This window comes from Pseudomonas sp. LP_7_YM (assembly GCF_004364435.1).
Classification (GTDB): Bacteria; Pseudomonadota; Gammaproteobacteria; order Pseudomonadales; family Pseudomonadaceae; genus Aquipseudomonas.
This window is the reverse complement of record NZ_SOCT01000004.1, coordinates 353,833-368,379: the sequence shown is the minus strand read 5'-3', so window position 1 is coordinate 368,379 and position 14,547 is coordinate 353,833. Positions and strand designations below refer to the sequence as shown.

Here is a 14,547-nt window from a genome sequence, read left to right as displayed (position 1 = left end):
TTTTGCGAGATATTTCGGAATTGTCCGGCGTGCGGTTTTTAAACCTCAAAGACCCTGTGACGGATAAAGAACAGGTGTTTTGTTTCGACGGAAAAAAGAAAATCAAAACCAAATGGTTACATTTTGACCAAGAAAAGGTGCAACTTCTCGGCCTCTCGAGGTTGCGCCCGGCTCCAGCCGTTACTTAGGATGCGCTCCTTTGGTGCGGCCCTGTTGCGCCTTCATAAAAGAGTGGACAGAAATGAGCGTCAGTAACCCTACTCTGATCACATTCGTGATCTACATCGCTGTGATGGTCCTTATCGGGCTTATGGCCTATCGCTCCACCACTAACCTGTCGGACTACATCCTCGGTGGCCGCAGTCTGGGCAGCGTAGTGACCGCTTTGTCCGCAGGAGCATCCGACATGAGCGGCTGGCTGCTCATGGGGCTGCCCGGTGCCATCTATATGTCGGGTCTTTCGGAAAGCTGGATCGCCATTGGCCTGATTGTGGGGGCTTACCTCAACTGGCTGTTGGTGGCGGGTCGGTTGCGCATTCAGACCGAACACAATGGCGACGCCCTGACCCTGCCGGATTATTTTTCCAGCCGATTCGAAGATGCCAGCGGGCTGCTGCGGGTGATTTCCGCGATTGTGATTCTGGTGTTCTTCACCATCTATTGCGCCTCGGGCATCGTCGCGGGCGCGCGCCTGTTCGAAAGTACCTTTGGCATGCCTTACGAAACCGCATTGTGGGCCGGCGCCGCAGCGACCATTGCCTATACCTTCATCGGAGGTTTTCTGGCGGTGAGCTGGACCGACACGGTGCAGGCCACGCTGATGATCTTCGCGCTGATACTCACGCCGATCATCGTCCTGTTGGCCACCGGCGGCGTCGATACGACGCTCCTTGCCATTGAGGCTCAGGATCCCGCCAACTTCGACATGCTCAAGAACACCACTTTCATCGGTATCGTCTCGTTGCTTGGCTGGGGATTGGGTTACTTCGGACAACCCCATATCCTGGCGCGATTCATGGCCGCAGACTCGGTGAAGTCGATCGCCAAAGCGCGGCGCATTTCCATGACCTGGATGATTCTTTGCCTGACTGGCACGGTGGCGGTAGGGTTCTTCGGCATCGCCTACTTCTCGGCGCATCCAGACGTTGCAGGTCCTGTTACCGAGAACCCCGAACGCGTGTTCATCGAACTGGCGAAGATCCTGTTTAACCCATGGGTCGCCGGGATACTGCTGTCTGCGATTCTCGCTGCGGTCATGAGTACGCTGAGCTGCCAATTGCTCGTCTGCTCCAGTGCACTGACCGAAGACTTCTACAAAACTTTCCTGCGCAAGGGCGCTTCGCAGCGGGAACTCGTCTGGGTGGGCCGCGCGATGGTTTTGCTGGTGGCGTTGATCGCGATTGCCATCGCTGCCAATCCTGAAAACAGAGTGCTGGGTCTGGTGAGTTACGCCTGGGCAGGCTTTGGTGCAGCGTTCGGCCCGGTGGTGCTGATTTCCGTGATGTGGAAAGGCATGACACGTAATGGGGCGTTGGCCGGCATCCTCGTCGGTGCCGTTACTGTGGTGGCCTGGAAGCTGTTGGGGAATTCCATCAAGGAAGGGGTGATGTTCGACAGTGGCCTGCTGGGGCTTTACGAAATTATCCCGGGGTTCATTTTTGCCAGCGTTGCGATCGTGCTTGTCAGCCTTGCAGGCAAAGGCCCGACGCCGGGCATGCTGACGCGGTTCGATGCGGCCGAGAAAGCCTACAAGGCCGGATAATCCCGCCCTGTCGAAAGCCCATGCCGTAAGGGCGCGGGCTTTCGATAGCCCAATCAATCTTGGTTGTGATCCGGATCCAGATTGAAGAACATCACCTTGCCGCCTTCGCTGGTATAACCGGTGTTGTCCTGTGTATAGACCCCCGCCTTGAAATACAGCTGCTGATTGCTCCAGGTGGCGCTGATGCGGTCGCTCCAGAACATGTTGTCGGCCTTGACACTGAGCAGGCCGGCTTTATTCAGATGGATGACGTAATTGAACGTCTCATTGAGCGGGATGCCCTCGGCGACCGTGAAGATGCGCGGCTTCTTGTCGTCGGGGTGGAAGCGGACCTTGGCGACGATGATGCCGTCCTTGGTGGCGTCCTGATACTGGTATTCAACTTTGAGCAGCGGTTGCGTGCTCTCGTAGACGTGAATTTGGCCGATAACGACGCGCCCCGAAGAGGGAACCTGGATGATCTTGAGCTTGGCGCTCAGAAAGTTGTCGGCATCAGGATAAAACCAGTTGTGCAGGGTGCCGTCCGACCAGGTTTCGCGCAACTCGCTGCGTGGATACTTGGCGTTTTCGGTCTTGGTGCCGGTGACTGGAGCCCAGAAGGTCAGGTTGGATTGGCTGGAGGTGAAGTATTTGCCGTCGTAACCCTGGAGCAACTGGTGCGTTTCGATAGTCGCGGGTGGCGAGCCCACGGGAATGCTTAAATTCCACGATCCTAAATCAATCATCTTGTCTTGGTCCGATATGTCTCATTGCCAGCAAACGCGTCTGGCTCAAGGGGTTGAGGGGGCTTTAGTTATACGTTTCGTGTATCTGTTTGTTAACGAGAATCTGTCGAACGGATGGCGTCAATTTGCCCACGCTTTCGCGCAGGACAGCGCTACTTGGGCCTTCAGGGGCTTGACCGTTAGTCGGGTGGAATCAACATTTCACATGGCACAACACTGGCTTTCTTCACATTTTGCTATTCGAGACTAGAGTAAACGCCATTCGGATCATGGGCGGAGCCCTCACCGGGCAGTGAAGTAATGAGTAGTAGCAGCATGGAATGCGCGCAACCCCTGTCACCTGATGGCAAGTCAGTGCTATTGGTCGTCGATGACTATCCGGAAAACCTGGTCACGATGCGTGCGGTCCTGCAAAGACAGGACTGGGAGATCATTACCGCCAGTTCAGGGATGGAGGCCTTGGGCCTGCTTCTGGATGTCGATGTCGATATCGTTTTGCTTGATGTGCAGATGCCGGACATGGACGGCTTCGAAGTCGCGCGATTGATGCGCGGTAGCCACCGAACGCGTCTGACGCCAATCATCTTTCTGACGGCCAACGAGCAGTCTCGCGACTCTGTCCATAAAGGCTATGCCAGCGGCGCGATCGACTATTTGTTCAAACCGTTCGACCCCAACGTGCTCAGGCCCAAGGTTCAGGCGCTGCTGGAGCAACAGCGTAATCGCCGTGCCCTGCAGAAACTCAGCCGTGAACTTGAGTTAGCGCGGGCGTTCAATGCCTCGGTGCTGGCCAACGTGGCAGAAGGCATTCTGGTGGTCAGTGAGGACGGCATCATCAGCTTCGCCAATCCGGCCATCTGTCGATTGCTGGGCATGACGGATGGCGAACTGCGCGGCACCGCGTTGTGTCGGTATCTGCAGGAGCCCGTGGTCGATGACTGGGCCGATTCGGGCTTCTATCATCACTACCGTCGCGCCGACACGTATCGCGTGCATGATGCCATTCTGCGTACGCCGCAAGGGCGCCAGGTGCCTGTCGCGCTGTCTTGTGCGCCGCTGCCGGAAGAGCAGAGGGCAATGGTGCTGAGCGTACTCGACATGTCGGTGGTGCTTGATCTCTATCGCCAGCTCGAACATCAGGCCGTCACCGACTCATTGACCGGCCTGCTCAATCGCCGCGGGTTCTACCAGACTGTCGAAGGCATGCTGCTGCGCAATGAGCACGCAGGCAAGTATCTGGTGGTGCTCTACCTGGACCTGGATGGCTTCAAGCACGTCAATGATTCGTTGGGGCATGACGCCGGAGACCAGGTACTGGTCTGGGTCGCCGAGCAACTGAAGGATTGTCTGCGACCTTACGACGTGCTGGCGCGAATGGGCGGAGACGAATTCGTCGTGGTCATCGACGGCCTGGATTTTCCCGAGCATGCCGCCAAGGTCGCGGAAAAACTCATCGATCGGGTGTCCGTCCGCCGTCACGTCGACGGCGTCGAAGCGACGCTGGGCGTGAGCATTGGTATCGCTATCTACCCGGACTGCGGAACCAATCTGGACGGTTTGCTACGCGCCGCGGATATCGCCATGTACGAAGCCAAACGCGCCGGCCGCCAGCAGTATCGTTTCTACGACCAATACATGAACGGCCGTGCACGCTCACGATTGATGCTGGAAGAAAGCGTACGCACCGCCATTGAAGGCAAAGATTTCACAATCGTCTATCAGCCACAGATCAATGTGACGACCGGTCGGACCCGAGGTTTCGAAGCCTTGCTGCGCTGGAACCATCCCGACGCTGGCGATGTACCGTCGAGTCTGTTTATCCCGCTGCTGGAAGAGACGCGCCTGATCAACAAACTTGGCGGCTGGATCTATGAGCAGGGCGCAGCCCAGCGCCAGCGGTGGAAAGGCGTGTTCCCCGATGATCTGGTGATCAGCGTCAGCGTCAGTCCCGCGCAGTTCAGCATGCCCAATCTGGCCGCCGAGTTGCAGCGGGCGATTCATATTCATGGCCTTCAGCCCCGGCAGTTGGAGGTGGAAATCACCGAGCCCTCGCTGGTGCATAACCTCGTTCACAGCCGCAAACAGCTGCAGAGTCTGCACGAGATTGGCGTGCGGGTTTCGCTGGACGATTTTGGTGCAGGTGACAGCTCTCTGGCGCATCTGCGTAATCTTGATCTGGACACCCTCAAGATTGATCGCCATTTCATCGGCGGCATGATGAGTTCGCCCCGGGATCTGGCGGTGGCCCGTAGCATCATCGATCTGTGCCGGATGTTGAATATTGAAGTGATTGCCGAAGGGGTTGAAACGCTGGAGCAATACCAGTGGCTGGTTGCCAATGGCTGTCAGGTCATTCAGGGGTTTCTGCTGGCCCACCCGTTAACGCCCGATGAGGCGCTGGGTTTCGTCGAGCCGATTGCCCTGCCGACCACGCACCCGCTGCTCGAACGTGACTGACGGGGTAGACTGGCGCCTTTCGAGCCATTGATCTGACCATGACATCCATAGGCCTCACACAGCTCAAGTACCTGCAGGCGTATCCGCCGTCATTGCAGGATCAGGTCCGCCAGCTGATCACCCAGGACAAGCTGGGTACATATCTGGAACAGCGCTATCCGGCGCGTCATGCGGTGCAGAGCGATAAGGCACTGTATGCCTATGCGTTGGCTCTCAAGCAGGAACACCTGCGCAACGCCCCCAACATCGACAAAGTGCTGTTCGACAGTCGCCTGGACCTCACACACCGTGCATTGGGGTTGCACACTACCGTTTCACGGGTGCAGGGCGGCAAGCTCAAGGCCAAGAAGGAAATCCGCGTGGCCTCTCTGTTCAAGGACGCGGCGCCGGAGTTCCTCAAGATGATCGTCGTGCACGAGCTGGCGCACTTTAAGGAAACCGAACACAACAAGGCCTTCTACAAACTCTGCGACCACATGCAGCCTGGCTATCATCAGCTGGAATTCGACCTGCGCGTTTACCTGACCTGGCGCGATATGCAGGCAGACGCTTGCTGATGAGCGAAATGAGCGAAATGGGCGAAGTAGGCGTTTGCGACTGCTATTGCACAAGTCACAGAAACAGCAGCGCACACGCCTGCGACAGCGCAACTGTGGCTTGGGTGCGCAAATCGTTCGAATCTCTCATTGCGCTGTGAAGTCATGGGTCTTGCCTGACTGATCCGGGTTTCGCTGGAGCCGCAAGATTGCCATAGGCGACGCGTGACCAGACCCGGCTGATGCGCCGCGAGCGTCGCAGCCCCTTCTAATTGACTCATAAGGATTTGACGATGGATGTCAGCAAGACCAAGAGCAGCTTTTACCGCCGTCTGTATGTGGCGTATCTGATCGACAGTGAAATGGCCAGCAGCGTGCCGGCCTTGACCGACGTCACGGGTATGCCTCGTCGAACGGCTCAGGACACCATTGCGGCACTGGCCGATCTGGACATCGTCTGCGAATTCGAACAACTGGACGGGGGACGCAACCACGCAGGCAGTTATCGGATTCGCGAGTGGGGCGTGATCAATCGGCAATGGGTTGCCGACCATCTGGCGCAGATCAAGGCGGTATTAGGGTATCCGTGAAATCCGGGTGGTGGACGATTCTTGGTGGTTGGGCGCGAAGTCATTCGCCCCCACAGTTTTGCGATTACACCTTCAGCTGCAAAGCCAGCAGATCAATCCAGATCCCGGCGCATGCCGATATGTGGAATGCCGTCCTCGACGTAAACCTCGCCCACCGGGTTGAAACCATAGCGGCTGTAATAGCCTTGCAAATGCGCCTGGGCTGACAGGTAAATCGGTTGATCGGGCCAGTTGCGCTCGGCATGCTCCAACGCCTGCACCATCAATTCATGGCCCATGCCCTTGTTGCGCATCGATGGGGCAGTGACCACGCGGCCAATCGTCACATCTCCGTCCTGCTGAATAGGGTCCAGCAAGCGTAGGTAGGCCACCAGTTCGTTACCTTGCCAAGCCATCAAATGGCGCGTGTCGCCTAGCAGATCCTGGCCATCGACGTCCTGATACCAGCATTTCTGTTCCACCACGAACACCTGCGCACGCAGTTGCAAAATGGCGTACAACTGTTCTTTGCCGAGGGCGGTATGGTGTTTGCAAATCCAGTTGATAGACATGAGCCGGCCTGCGAGAAGAAATCGATTCCGGATACTAAACGCATATGGCGGTAAGCCCAAAGCCAGTACGTGATAACAGTTGTGACAACCATCAGGACATTGCGCGACTTTCTTGAACTGCGGCACAAACCTGGACCGCTGATGAGTTGTACAAACCCTGTAACAGCGCTTCAATGAAGACTACTCGCTACCGCCGAACGTCGCCTCCACTCAAGGCCGCCCAGGCTGCTATCGCTCGAACCCGTTAAGTCCCAGTGTCATTTGATTGCCGCTGAAAAGTTGCAGGCATCAACCTGTCTAAGGATCTTGAGCATGCCGCGTTTGCTTCGAGCCATGGCTTTGCTGGTAATGCTGCTGATAACGCAAGGCGCGTCGGCGCAAATACTGCGCATTGCCGGCGATGCATGGGCACCTTATTCGGACCTTTCGTTGCTCAACGGCGGCCTGTCCACCGACCTGATCCGCACCGCTCTGGGCCGCGCCGGCTACACCACTGAATATGAACAGGTCCCTTGGGCACGCGCGATCCATGGGTTGAGCGAAGGGCGTTACGACGTATTGATCAATGCCTGGTACAGCGTGGATCGCACGCATATCGGGCAGTTTTCAGAGGGGTATCTGCGCAATCGCCTGTGCTTTCTCAAGCGTAAATCGACGAATATCGAGTATCGGAATCTGCAGCAGCTGCATGCCTATTCGATTGCCGTAGTCCGTGGCTACGCCTATTCCCCGGCGTTCGAGAGTGACACGGAGTTTAAAAAAGTGCCGGTGGCGAACTTCTCGACCGCCGTGCGCATGCTGGCCGCCGGGAGGGTGGAGCTGACGGTAGAGGACGAGTACGCTGCACGCTTTGCCCTACGTCACGAACCTGACGAGGTGCGCGACAGCGTCGAATTTCTACCCAGCGCACTCAGCGAAAACAGCCTGCACATACTGGTCAGCCTGAAGAATCCCGATCACCAAAAGATCGTCGCCGACTTCGATAGCGCCATTGCTGCCATGAAGGCCGATGGCAGTTATGACGCGTTATTCAAGCTGCATGGTCGGTGACTTGCGCGTCCTTTGAAGGCTCCTTGATCAGGTGCGCCGCCAGCGTGCGCAAGGGTCCGAGCTGACGACAGATCAGGGCCAGTTGTGTCTGGACCAGACGCTGTCCTTCATCGAACTCTTCGGGCATCTGCTCAAGTTCGGCCGCCAGTGCTTCCTCTGCGTCACTTTGCACGGCAACCGGGTGGCGGGTGGCCAGGCTCTGGGCTATCTCATCAATGCTCGACGACAGACTGGCGCCCGCGCCTTCGATCAGATGCTCACGAGCCTCGCTCGGCAGCGGGGTTTCGCGATGCGCGCCAAGGCCCGACAGGTAACTGAGCAACGTGTGCGACAGCACCAGGAAGCGGAACCCCACATCCGCTTCCTTACGGAAGTGTCCTGGCTCCATGAGCATGTTCGCCAGCGTGGTCGACAGCGCGGCGTCGGCGTTGTGGGCATTGCGTCGCGCCAGCCGGTAAGCGAGGTCGTCGCTCTTGCCCTGCGCATACTGCTGCATGATCTGGCGCAGATAGATGCTGTTGCAGGACAGCGTATTGGCCAGCACCTTGTTCAAGCGACGGCCCTGCCAGTCCGGCAGGAACAGAAACACCGCAAGCCCAGCGATCAGGCTGCCGAGCAGGGTGTCCATCAGACGCGGCAGGAACAGCCCGTGGCCGTTGCCCACCTGGTTGAAGCAGAACAGGATCATCACCGTAATCGCCGCGGTGGACAGTGTGTAGCGTGTGGTGCGGTTGACGAAAAACGCCACGCCCGCCAGTACCGCGCACATCGATTGCAGCACCGGCGTGGTGATCAGGTCGAACAGAACCCATCCCGCTGTCAGGCCGATGGCCGTGCCGATGATTCGCTGCACCAGCTTGCGCCGTGTGGCGCCATAGCTTGGCTGGCAGACGAACACCGTGGTCAGGATGATCCAGTAGCCCTGTGAGGGGTGAATCAGATGAACCATGAGACAACCGATGGTCAACGCCAATGGCAGACGCAGGGCATGCCGGAACAGCAGCGAGGTCGGCGTCAGTTGCAGCCGCAGGCGTGTCCAGACGTCCTTGAGCGTGCGCGGCGACCGGTCCAGCAGGCTGCTGTCGGAGGCATCTGCCAGGGCATCGGGGTTACTCGCATCGCTGAGCAGGCGATCGAGCGTGCCCAGGTTGTTGGCCAGCGCGCGCAAAGAGCGCAACAAGCCGCGCCAGGCGGGATTGCTCTGAATGCGCAAGTGCTCAAGGGAGGCCCGCAGGTCGTCCAGAGCATGGGCGAAGCTGGCGTCGTAGATGAACGGCTGACGCAGCTGGATCGACACGGAAAGCGCCAGACAGGCATTGCCCTGTTGACGTAACAGGCGTTGGCAGCGGAACAGCACGTCGCTGTGGAAAAACGCTTCGGCCAGTGAATTGTAGGGGTAGTGCGATGAACTGGCGCGCTCGTGAATGTCTTGCGCCAGAAAGTACAGTTTTAGGTAGCGACTGACCTTCGAGCCGGGGCGGCCGCTGCCGACCCGGTTAAGGATGATTTCCTTGGTCACGTTCAGCGCGGCGACCACCTTGCCGTTCTGTTTCGCCAGATCCAGACGCCGGGCTTCGACATCCAATGTGCGAATCGGCTCGAACAGTTCGGATTTGATTTTCAGGTACAGGCCCAGTTCGCGGAACAACCGCGCCAACGCTTGTTGCACCGGCTGGTTGGAGAACAGCATCTGCCACAACACCGAGAGCAGGCCGTACCACGCTGCGCCGGCTACCAGCAGCATCGGTTCGTGCCAGAAATCGGTCACCTCGCCGCCGCGCTGATCCACGCCGATCATGGTGTAGACCGAAAGAATCAGCGTCGCATAGGCAATCGCGCCATAACGCTCGCCCAGGGCGCCGAGCATGGTCAGGCAGAACGCGGCCAGTGCGAACGCGCTGATCAACAGAACCGGGTAGGGGAACAGCAGTTCGACGGACAGTGCTGCGATGCTGAAACACACCAGCGTCACGGCCAGCGCATTGAGGCGGCCTTGCCAGCTGTCATCGGTTTCGGACAGGGCGCTGGCGATAATCCCCAGAAACAGTGGGATAAGCTGCGACATCTCGTTTTGGTACCAGCACAGCGCCATGCTGCCGGTCAGTGCGATGAAGACCCGCACGCTGTAGGAAAACTTGTCCAGCGCCCACAGGCGGCGGAAGGTATTGCGCAACGATTTCGATGCCATGAACGCTGACGGCCTTGTTCGCGATTGATTTTGCTGAGGGATATGTACAGCGCCGGATGCGCGCTGTACATCCGGTTAGCAAAATTTATTCCGGGGACGGGCCGCTCAGATCGCTGTGGGAGCGTCACACGTACTGCGCAGCCGCATACGCCGAGGCCCAGGCCCACTGAAAGTTGAACCCCCCCAGATGCCCGCTGACATCCAGCACCTCGCCAACAAAATACAGCCCTGGCGATTTCAGGGATTCCATGGTCTTGGACGACACTTGCTTGGTATCAATGCCGCCCAGCGTTACTTCGGCCGTGCGATAGCCTTCTGTACCGGCGGGAACCAACTGCCAGCTTGCCAGTTTGTCAGCGATGCCGCCCAGTTCGGCATGGGTGTATTGCTTCATCGGTTTGGAAACGAACCACTGCTCAGCGATCAGGTTGGCCATTTTTTTTGTGAAGATTTCGCCCAGCAGAGTCTTGAGTTCGCTATTGGGACGTTCGGCCTGTTGCTCGGTCAGCCAACTGTGCGCGTCATGGTCGGGCAGCAGGTTGATCTCCACCGTATCGCCCGGTTGCCAGAACGAAGAAATCTGCAGAATCGCCGGGCCGCTCAAACCTCGGTGAGTGAACAGGATGTTCTCGCGAAAGCTGGTGTCGTTGCAGCTGACCAGGCAATCCACCGATGTGCCGGAAAGCTCGGTGCACAGGTCCTTGAGCTGGTCGGTGATGGTGAACGGCACCAGCCCCGCTCGTGTAGGCAGCAGGGTATGGCCGAATTGTTTGCCGACCTGATAGCCGAATCCGGTGGCGCCCAGGGTGGGGATCGACAACCCGCCGGTGGCAATCACCAACGACTCGCAGGTGATCTCGCCCAGGGTGGTGTGCAGCGCGTAGCCGCTTTCAGTCTTGCCGATGGTCTCTATCGAGGTGTCCATGTGCAGGCTCACACCGGCCTCTTCGCATTCGCTGAGCAGCAGCCCGAGGATGTCGCTGGACTTGTTGTCACAGAACAGCTGGCCGAGTTTTTTCTCGTGGTAAGGCACGCCGTGCTTGCTCACCAGCGCAATGAAATCCCACTGGGTGTAGCGGGCCAGCGCGGATTTGCAGAAGTGCGGGTTTTGCGAGAGGAAGTTGGCAGGCTCGGTGTACAGGTTGGTGAAGTTGCAGCGTCCGCCGCCCGACATGAGGATTTTCTTGCCCGGCTTGTTCGCGTGATCGATCAGCATCACCTTGCGTCCACGGTTGGCGGCGGTGATTGCACACATCAAACCTGCGGCGCCGGCGCCGATGATCACAACGTCAGTAACGGGCAAAGCGGTGTCCTCGGGGTTCTTACAGAAACTGGATGGTGATCGTGCCCACGCGCTGCGTGGGAACGGATTGCGTGACGCCCTGCGCCCCCGGGACGCGGAGCGTCCAACACGGCATTCCCACGCGGAGCGCGGGAACGATCATGTCTCGGTGCGGAGCGCGGGAACGATCATGTCTCGGTGCGGAGTGCGGGAACGATCATGTTCCGGTGCAGAGCGTGGGAACGATCATGAGGAGTTCTTAGAGAATCCGCACACGCAACGACTTGCCTTTGATCTTGCCGTTGTTCAAGCGTTCCAGCGCCTGTTGGGCGATGCTGCGTTCCACGGCCACGTAGGCCTGGAAATCGAAGATCGCGATCTTGCCCACCTGAGTGCCGGGAACGCCCGCTTCGCCAGTCAGCGCACCCAGGATATCGCCCGGACGCAGTTTGTCCTTGCGGCCCGAGCCGATGCACAGGGTGGTCATCGGTGGGAGCAACTTGCCGCCTTCCTTGCGCGTCAGGCTGTCGTACTGCTGCCAGTTCAATGGCGCTTTCTGCAACTCTTCGACGGCGCGGGCACGCTGGCTTTCCGACGGCGCGACGAGGCTGACGGCAATACCGGTTTCGCCTGCACGGCCTGTACGACCGACGCGGTGAATGTGGATTTCCGAATCGCGCGCCAGTTCGACGTTGATCACCATGTCCAGCGCATCGATATCCAGACCCCGCGCTGCCACATCGGTCGCCACCAGTACCGACGTGCTGCGGTTGGCGAACATCGCCAACACCTGATCACGGTCGCGCTGTTCCAGATCGCCGTGCAGACCGACCGCAGACATGCCCTTGGCGATCAGGTGATCGACCACTTCCTGAACCTGCTGCTTGGTGAAACAGAAGGCCACGCAGGACTGCGGGCGGAAGTGGTCAAGCACTTTCACCACGGCTTCAAGACGCTGCTCAGGGGCTATTTCGTAGAAGATCTGTTCGATCTGGCTGTCGGCATGCAGCGCTTCGACTTTCACGGTCTGCGGGTCGCGCATGAACTTGGACGACAGTTGCTTGATGCCGACCGGGTAAGTGGCTGAGAACAGCAGGGTCTGACGGCGCTCGGGCGTTTGCTCGATGATGTCGGCAATGGCGTCGTAGAAACCCATGTCCAGCATGCGGTCGGCTTCATCGAGAACCAGGGTGTTCAGGCCGTCGAGCACCAGCGAACCCTTGCGCAAGTGCTGCTGGATGCGCCCCGGCGTGCCGACGATGATGTGCGCGCCGTGCTCCAGCGAGCCGATCTGCGGACCAAAGGAGACGCCGCCGCACAGGGTCAGCACCTTGATGTTGTCTTCAGCGCGCGCCAGGCGACGAATCTCTTTCGCCACCTGGTCAGCCAGCTCCCGGGTCGGGCACAGCACCAGCGCTTGGCAACCGAAATAGCGCGGGTTGATCGGGTTGAGCAGGCCGATGCCGAACGCGGCGGTCTTGCCGGAGCCGGTCTTGGCTTGGGCGATCAGGTCCATGCCCTTGAGCATCACCGGCAGGCTCTGCGCCTGAATCGGCGTCATCTGGGCATAACCAAGGGACTCCAGGTTAGCCAGCATGGCGGCGGATAGGGGCAGTGAGTTAAAAGCGGTGTTAGTCACGGGACGGGCCTGCAAAACAAAATGTCGCGCAGTGTATCAGGTCACGACCCCTGCCTTGGGGGCGGGGGCGATAAATGGCAGCAGGCGTTAAAAATCCCGGATAAACGATGGTCCCCTGTGGGCGCAACCGTGAGCCGGCGCCGATACGTCGCCTGCCTCAAACCTGTGGGAGCTTGCGGAGGTTACGACGGTGGCGAATACGACGGGTAAGACGCTGAAATGTGGCGCCTGCCTTGGCCTCTTCGCGACCGTCGTGCCTCCAGTTGCTCCCGTACTGGCCGGTATGAGCTTCAAGATCAAGCCTCTATCTCAGGTTCGGTCTGCGGCTTGCGTGGCGGATTTGCCGGGGGCATGCGCGGCGACAGTTGCAGGAAGATCGACGCCGCAAACATCGCCAGCACGCCTACACACAGAAACGTCAGTTGAAAGGCCCCCAGCACGCTGCTGACATCGCCGGTCGAAACATCGTCGGTAAAACCGCCCAGCAACGCCGCCGCGCAGGCCACCCCAAGACTCAGGGACAGCTGCGCGACTACCGACAGCAAGCTGTTACCGCTGGCCGCACTGGCGTCGTCCAGATCGATCAAGGTCACGGCATTCATGGCCGAAAACTGCAGCGAGTTCACGCCGCCGAGGAACGCCAGGTGGATCAGCAGCATCCAGTAAGGCGTGTCGGCATCCACCAGCGCCATGCTTGCCAGCAGTACGCCAAGCAGCAGGGTGTTGCCCGTCAGCACAATGCGATAACCCAGACGCTCGATGGCGCGCGTCGCCAGTGGTTTGGCGAACATCGCCGCCAGCGCCAGCGGGATCATGCTCATGCCTGCATGCGACGGTGAATAACCCAGCGCCACTTGCAGCATCAACGGCACCAGAAACGGCAACGCGCCGCTGCCCAGACGGGCGAACAGGTTACCCATGATGCCGACCGCAAAACTGCGGGTGCGGAACAGCGATGCCGAAAACAACGGCGCCTCAACATGCCCGGCGCGTAGCCAGTACGCGGCCAGGCAGGCCATGCCGCCAAACAGCAGCATCACGACACGCAGGTGGGGCAGATGCAGCTCGCCCAGGCCTTCGAGCGCAATGGTGATCAGCACCATCGACGCGCCAAACAGGGCAAAACCGACCATGTCGAAGCGTGTGCGCCCGCCGCCTTGCAGATCGGGGATGAACTTGCGCACGGCGAAGCAGCCAAGGATGCCGACCGGTATGTTGATCAGGAAGATCCAGTGCCAGCTCAGGTATTCCACCAACCAGCCGCCAACCGTCGGTCCCATTAACGGACCGAGGAGGGCAGGCATGGTGATGAAACTGAGGGTACGTACCAGTTCGGTACGCGGATAAGCCCGCAACACGATCAGTCTGCCCACCGGCATCATCAGCGCACCGCCCAAGCCCTGCACAACACGCGCCCCAACCAGCATGCCCAAGGAGTTGGCCGCCGCGCAGAGCAACGAGCCGAAGCTGAACAGCAGGATGGCGCTGAAGAAAATCCGTTTGATGCCAAAGCGGTCGGAAATCCAGCCAGACGCCGGAATCAGCAGGGCGATGGTCAGCATGTAGGCGATGATCACCGACTGCATACGCAACGGATCTTCTGACAACGAGCCGGCCATGGAGGGCAGCGCCGTGTTGAGGATCGTGCCGTCCAGACTTTGCATGAAAAAAGCGATGGCAATGACCCAGGGCATCCAGCGCAGGGTCCTGGCGTCCAGTGGCGGCGTGGTGGTCGGCATGGGAGGGTCGGGGTCCTTATTTGTGGGT

General features: G+C 59.1%; 11 protein-coding genes. 5 read left to right on the top strand and 6 right to left on the bottom strand.

The features are described 5' to 3' along the window. Positions 1-241: 241 nt before the first annotated feature. Positions 242-1,762 carry a sodium/proline symporter PutP gene (gene putP / locus EC915_RS13325; protein WP_133750999.1) on the top strand — a complete coding sequence of 507 codons (1,521 nt, stop codon included), beginning with the start codon at positions 242-244 and terminating at the stop codon, positions 1,760-1,762. Between the two features lie 53 nt (positions 1,763-1,815). Here putP and EC915_RS13320 read toward each other — a convergent pair whose 3' ends face one another. Continuing rightward, a complete protein-coding gene (locus EC915_RS13320) occupies positions 1,816-2,487 on the bottom strand; it encodes a polysaccharide lyase family 7 protein (protein WP_133750998.1) in 672 nt (223 codons plus the stop codon). 300 nt (positions 2,488-2,787) lie between these two features. Between EC915_RS13320 and EC915_RS13315 the strand changes: the two genes are divergently transcribed. The 3 genes from EC915_RS13315 (at position 2,788) to EC915_RS13305 (ending at position 6,070) form a co-directional block, all read left to right on the top strand. Continuing rightward, entirely contained in the window at positions 2,788-4,944 is a 2,157-nt protein-coding gene (locus EC915_RS13315) for a putative bifunctional diguanylate cyclase/phosphodiesterase (RefSeq protein ID WP_372237891.1), read from the top strand. A gap of 38 nt (positions 4,945-4,982) precedes the next feature. Further along, complete coding sequence (locus EC915_RS13310) at positions 4,983-5,501, top strand: YgjP-like metallopeptidase domain-containing protein (protein ID WP_133750997.1); 519 nt, start codon at positions 4,983-4,985, stop codon at positions 5,499-5,501. Positions 5,502-5,773: 272 nt separating this feature from the next. Then, complete coding sequence (locus tag EC915_RS13305) at positions 5,774-6,070, top strand: helix-turn-helix domain-containing protein (protein ID WP_133750996.1); 297 nt, start codon at positions 5,774-5,776, stop codon at positions 6,068-6,070. Positions 6,071-6,162: 92 nt separating this feature from the next. Here the strand turns inward: EC915_RS13305 and EC915_RS13300 are convergent, their stop codons facing one another. Next, positions 6,163-6,621, bottom strand: coding sequence for a GNAT family N-acetyltransferase (locus tag EC915_RS13300; RefSeq protein ID WP_133750995.1), 459 nt, complete (start codon positions 6,619-6,621; stop codon positions 6,163-6,165). A 312-nt stretch (positions 6,622-6,933) separates the two neighbouring features. Between EC915_RS13300 and EC915_RS13295 the strand changes: the two genes are divergently transcribed. Then, positions 6,934-7,671, top strand: coding sequence for an ABC transporter substrate-binding protein (locus EC915_RS13295; protein ID WP_133750994.1), 738 nt, complete (start codon positions 6,934-6,936; stop codon positions 7,669-7,671). Here the strand turns inward: EC915_RS13295 and yccS are convergent. The 4 genes from yccS to mdtD form a co-directional block, all read right to left on the bottom strand. Beyond that, on the bottom strand, positions 7,652-9,859 hold the full coding sequence (yccS, locus tag EC915_RS13290; RefSeq protein WP_133750993.1) for a YccS family putative transporter: 2,208 nt from the start codon (positions 9,857-9,859) through the stop codon (positions 7,652-7,654). The two genes, EC915_RS13295 and yccS, sit on opposite strands and share 20 nt — an antisense overlap. Before the next feature lie 124 nt (positions 9,860-9,983). Then, positions 9,984-11,162, bottom strand: coding sequence for an NAD(P)/FAD-dependent oxidoreductase (locus EC915_RS13285; protein WP_133750992.1), 1,179 nt, complete (start codon positions 11,160-11,162; stop codon positions 9,984-9,986). A 238-nt stretch (positions 11,163-11,400) separates the two neighbouring features. Beyond that, a complete protein-coding gene (gene dbpA, locus EC915_RS13280) occupies positions 11,401-12,780 on the bottom strand; it encodes an ATP-dependent RNA helicase DbpA (protein ID WP_133750991.1) in 1,380 nt (459 codons plus the stop codon). Positions 12,781-13,076: 296 nt separating this feature from the next. Next, positions 13,077-14,519, bottom strand: a complete 1,443-nt coding sequence (mdtD, locus tag EC915_RS13275; RefSeq protein WP_133750990.1) for a multidrug transporter subunit MdtD — start codon at positions 14,517-14,519, stop codon at positions 13,077-13,079. Positions 14,520-14,547 lie beyond the last annotated feature (28 nt).

What these genes read in the sequence shown, in the direction of transcription:
- EC915_RS13295 (WP_133750994.1), top strand. Translation starts at nt 6,934, where the DNA reads ATGCCGCGTTTGCTTCGAGCCATGGCTTTGCTGGTAATGCTGCTGATA.
- mdtD (WP_133750990.1), bottom strand. Translation starts at nt 14,519, where the DNA reads ATGCCGACCACCACGCCGCCACTGGACGCCAGGACCCTGCGCTGGATG.
- yccS (WP_133750993.1), bottom strand. Translation starts at nt 9,859, where the DNA reads ATGGCATCGAAATCGTTGCGCAATACCTTCCGCCGCCTGTGGGCGCTG.
- putP (WP_133750999.1), top strand. Translation starts at nt 242, where the DNA reads ATGAGCGTCAGTAACCCTACTCTGATCACATTCGTGATCTACATCGCT.
- EC915_RS13300 (WP_133750995.1), bottom strand. Translation starts at nt 6,621, where the DNA reads ATGTCTATCAACTGGATTTGCAAACACCATACCGCCCTCGGCAAAGAA.
- EC915_RS13320 (WP_133750998.1), bottom strand. Translation starts at nt 2,487, where the DNA reads ATGATTGATTTAGGATCGTGGAATTTAAGCATTCCCGTGGGCTCGCCA.
- EC915_RS13310 (WP_133750997.1), top strand. Translation starts at nt 4,983, where the DNA reads ATGACATCCATAGGCCTCACACAGCTCAAGTACCTGCAGGCGTATCCG.
- EC915_RS13315 (WP_372237891.1), top strand. Translation starts at nt 2,788, where the DNA reads ATGAGTAGTAGCAGCATGGAATGCGCGCAACCCCTGTCACCTGATGGC.
- EC915_RS13305 (WP_133750996.1), top strand. Translation starts at nt 5,774, where the DNA reads ATGGATGTCAGCAAGACCAAGAGCAGCTTTTACCGCCGTCTGTATGTG.